Consider the following 3819-nt stretch of genomic DNA (forward strand, 5'->3'; position numbering starts at 1 on the left):
CCGTAACCTATGTGTCCAGAATGGACCGTACTGAAGTGGCTCCCCGGGCCGGATTCGAACCAGCGACCAACCGGTTAACAGCCGGTTGCTCTACCACTGAGCTACCGGGGAACGGAGGCTCTGATGTGAGTGGCGCAGCCTATAGCAAACACCTTTCGGCTTTGCAAAGCAGCAATTCGCATTTTTTCTCCAGTTTCTCGTGCGGCCATTTGTGGCATCGCTCCGGCGTGCCCACATATGAACGGCTTCACACTGGTGCGGAACAAAGCGGCCGGTTGCTGCCTTTGATATCGATGGCTTCGGCCGCGCAGATGGGATCTGGTTTGAATGACGGCAGCTGACGACGATAACGGCCCGGCGCGGAAGATCACGGTATTCGGCCGTGAGTTCGCGATGCCGCGCTCGCGGGCATTGCGGATCGCTATCGGCGTGTTGCTCACCGTCGGCGGGATTCTGGGCTTTCTGCCGATTCTCGGTTTCTGGATGATTCCGCTCGGCTTGCTGGTGCTGTCCTACGAATTTGCGCTGGTGCGTCGCCACAGGCGGCGCTTCGTCGTCTGGTGGCAACGCCGCCGCCGGCCCGATTGAGCGCTTGCCAGGAGGCGGTTGGCGAGCTGCGGAAGCACCGTCGGGACCGGCCGCAAGCGATTGGCAACCACTGTCTCAGATGACGTATGGAAAGCGCCGGGAATGACTTGCCGGTGCTTGACGACCTTTTCCCGCCAACATAATGAGTTCGCTCGGAACGCCGGGAGCATGGAAGGCCTCGTGGCGGAGTGGTTACGCAGAGGACTGCAAATCCTTGCACCCCGGTTCGATTCCGGGCGAGGCCTCCAATGCCCGGACTCCGGCGCTGTCGCGCCGGAGCGCCAGGTCCGGTCGAATTTGCCCGCGGACTTTGCCTGGGAATGCATTGGGCGCGGGTAGCGAATTGGGCGCGGAAAGCGGGTTGGTTGGAACATGGACGCTGATTTCTCCGAACGCCGCGTGAAGATGGTCGATGGCCAGATCCGCACCACCGATGTGACCAGCGCGCCGCTGATCGAAGCCATGCTTTCCGTGCCGCGCGAGGCTTTTGTCGGTGCCGGGCAGCGGGACCTGGCCTATATCGACGGGGACATCCGTGTTTCCGGCGGCGTCAATGGCGGCGGTGCCCGCTACCTGATGGAACCGTCGCCGCTCGCCAAGCTTTTGCAACTGGCTGAAGTCAGCGACAGCGATTCGGTGCTCGATGTCGGCTGCGGCACCGGCTATTCGGCCGCTCTGCTTTCCCGAATCGCAAAATCGGTGGTTGCGCTGGAAAGCGACCCGACGCTGGCCGAAGCCGCGAAGTCGACGCTGTCGGCGCTGGATTGCCAGAACGTGACGGTGGTGACCGGGCCGTTGCCGCAAGGTCATGCCGCGAAGGCGCCCTACGATGTCATCTTCATTGGCGGCAGCGTCGAGGAGGTGCCGGCGGCACTGCTCGACCAGCTCGCCGAGGACGGACGGCTGGTTGTGGTCGAGGGGCAGGGCAACTCTGGCGTGGCCCGGCTATTTTTCAAAGCCGGGGGGGTTGTAACCGGAAGACGGGCATTTAATGCGGCAATTAAGCCACTACCGGGCTTCGAACGTGTCCATGCGTTCGAATTTTAAGCGGTTTTGCCTTGCAGCGAAGGCGTGGTCATGATCGCTTGCGCTTGAACAATCGTTGCTGATTTGCTTTTCCGGGGATTTTCGGGGGCAGTCAGCGGGGGAACGAGAAATAGCGCGGCGCGGGCTGATCCGAAAGGGTAGGCTGGCGTGGCGTGGTTCCCGTGCAAAACGAATGAGGGATAATACGTGCCGCCCCTACACAAGACTTTTCTAGTAGCCATGCTTGTTTCGGCGACCGCGCTGTCGCCGCTGGCCGCATCCGCCGAAACAATTACCGGCGCGCTCGCCAAGGCCTATCAATACAACTCGCAGCTGAACTCCGCCCGCGCCGGCACTCGTGTCACCGACGAGGGTGTGGCCATCGCCAAGTCGGGTTACCGCCCGACGATCAAGGGATCGGCAAGCATCGATTACACAAGCAGCCACGCCAACCGGCTGGGTCAAACCTTAAATATAACCACAGGCAACTTTGGGGTTGAGATCGACCAGACGCTGTTCGACGGTTTCCAGACCAAGAACAATGTCGCCGCCGCCGAGGCGCAGGTCAGCGCCTCGCAAGAAAGTTTGCGCAATACCGAGGAGAACATCCTGTTCAACGCGGCAAGCGCCTATATGGATGTGATTCGCGACCGTCAGGTCGCGGTGCTGACCGAACAGAACCTGCAGTTCCTGACCGAGCAGGCGCGCGCCGCACGGTCGCGCTTCGAGGTCGGCGAGGGCACCCGCACCGACGTCGCGCAGGCCGATGCCTCGCGCGCCACGGCGGTGGCCCAGCTTAGCGCAGCTCGTGCGACGGCGCTGGCCAGTGCAGCGACCTACCACCAGATAATCGGCGACGAACCGGGCAAGCTCAGGGCACCCGCGCCGCTGGCGAAGCTATTGCCGTCGAGCCTTGATTCGGCTTTCACCATTGCCGCCGCGGAGCACCCGGCAATCCTTGCCACCGAGCATCTCGTCGACGCCGCGGCGTTTTCGGTGAAGTCGGCCGAAGGGGCACTTTTGCCACAGCTTTCTGCTAGTGCTGGGATATCAAGCCAGTATCGCAACACCACCCCTGGCGCTTTTGCGTCGTCGTCGTCCGAAGGGACGACCAATTCGGCCAATATCGGCGCAACGCTCACCGTGCCGATCTATTCGGGCGGCCGCACCTCGGCATTGGTTCGCCAATCGAAGGAATCGCTCAGCCAGGCACGCATCGAGGTCGACGTCAGCCGCGACCAGGTGCGCCAGGCCGTGGCCTCGGCGTGGACGCAATACACCGCTGCCCGCGAAAGCGTGGATGCCAACCGGCAGGTGATCGCCGCCGCGCAACTGGCGCTCAACGGCGTCATCGAGGAGCGCAATGTCGGCCAGCGAACCACGCTCGACGTGCTCAACGCGCAGAATGCCGTCATCACCGCCAAGATCAACCAGGCCAGTTCCGAGCGCGATGTCGTCGTGGCGAGCTACGCCATCCTGTCGGCGCTCGGCCGGCTGTCGGCCGAGCGGCTCGGCCTGCAGGTCGCGACATACAAGCCGGAAGAGCACTACAACGCCGTCAAGGACAAGTGGATCGGGCTGCGCACGCCGGACGGCCGCTGATTCTTTGTAAACTGCAAAAGCGCTGCGTGTCCGAGGGATGCGCGGCGCTTTTGCATTTGAAAAGCCAGCCGGCCGGCTGCTGGCGGCCGAGGCAGCTAATCTGTTGAAATCCAACGTCTCCCCAGATTGGGGATTCTCGGATGACGATCGGTCGGTTACGCTGTCGCTATTGATTCGAATTTTCGGCCCGGCCGGAATCGAAATCTGCAATGGGTCACAAGGGCGGCGGATGTGACGATGGCGACGGCAAGCAGCGCACAGCGCGAACCTTCCATGGAAGAGATACTTGCTTCCATCCGGAGGATCATCGAGGACAGCGATACCGGCCGCAAGCAGCCGACGGCCGACAGCGCAGACTTGCGCCAGGACCTTCAGCCGGCGGCGCCGACCGCCGACGTTGACGCCTTCCGTTCCGAGCTGAACGCGGAATCCGCTCCCAGGAAGCCGGTGAGTCTGGCGGAGATACAGGCCCAGCTCGCGGCGTCCGATCCGGCGGTCGCGAGCGCCGAGACACGCCCCGAACCCGTGAAGACCGCGCCTGCGCCCACCACCCTGGCGGAAGTCGGGGCTAGGGTCGCGGCGGAGCCCGACACGCCGGCGGTT

General features: G+C 63.1%; 3 protein-coding genes, 2 tRNA genes and 1 pseudogene. 5 read left to right on the plus strand and 1 reads right to left on the minus strand.

From position 1 onward, the window contains the following. Positions 1-36: 36 nt before the first annotated feature. A tRNA-Asn gene (locus DH10_RS29735) sits at positions 37-111 on the minus strand. 216 nt (positions 112-327) lie between these two features. Between DH10_RS29735 and DH10_RS29740 the strand changes: the two genes are divergently transcribed. The 5 genes and pseudogenes from DH10_RS29740 to DH10_RS37340 form a co-directional block, all read left to right on the plus strand. After that, on the plus strand, positions 328-588 hold the full coding sequence (locus DH10_RS29740) for a hypothetical protein (RefSeq protein WP_192257189.1): 261 nt from the start codon (positions 328-330) through the stop codon (positions 586-588). Between the two features lie 174 nt (positions 589-762). Beyond that, positions 763-836, plus strand: a tRNA-Cys gene (locus DH10_RS29745). A 124-nt stretch (positions 837-960) separates the two neighbouring features. Then, positions 961-1635 (plus strand): protein-L-isoaspartate O-methyltransferase family protein, encoded by a 675-nt coding sequence (locus tag DH10_RS29750; protein ID WP_192246011.1) that lies wholly within the window; start codon positions 961-963, stop codon positions 1633-1635. Positions 1636-1854: 219 nt separating this feature from the next. Continuing rightward, on the plus strand, positions 1855-3216 hold the full coding sequence (locus DH10_RS29755; protein ID WP_192246196.1) for a TolC family outer membrane protein: 1362 nt from the start codon (positions 1855-1857) through the stop codon (positions 3214-3216). Positions 3217-3453: 237 nt separating this feature from the next. Next, positions 3454-3819: pseudogene (locus DH10_RS37340) on the plus strand (DUF2497 domain-containing protein); the annotation flags it as partial.

It is taken from the genome of Mesorhizobium silamurunense, assembly GCF_014843825.1.
GTDB classification, from domain to species: Bacteria; Pseudomonadota; Alphaproteobacteria; order Rhizobiales; family Rhizobiaceae; genus Mesorhizobium; species Mesorhizobium silamurunense.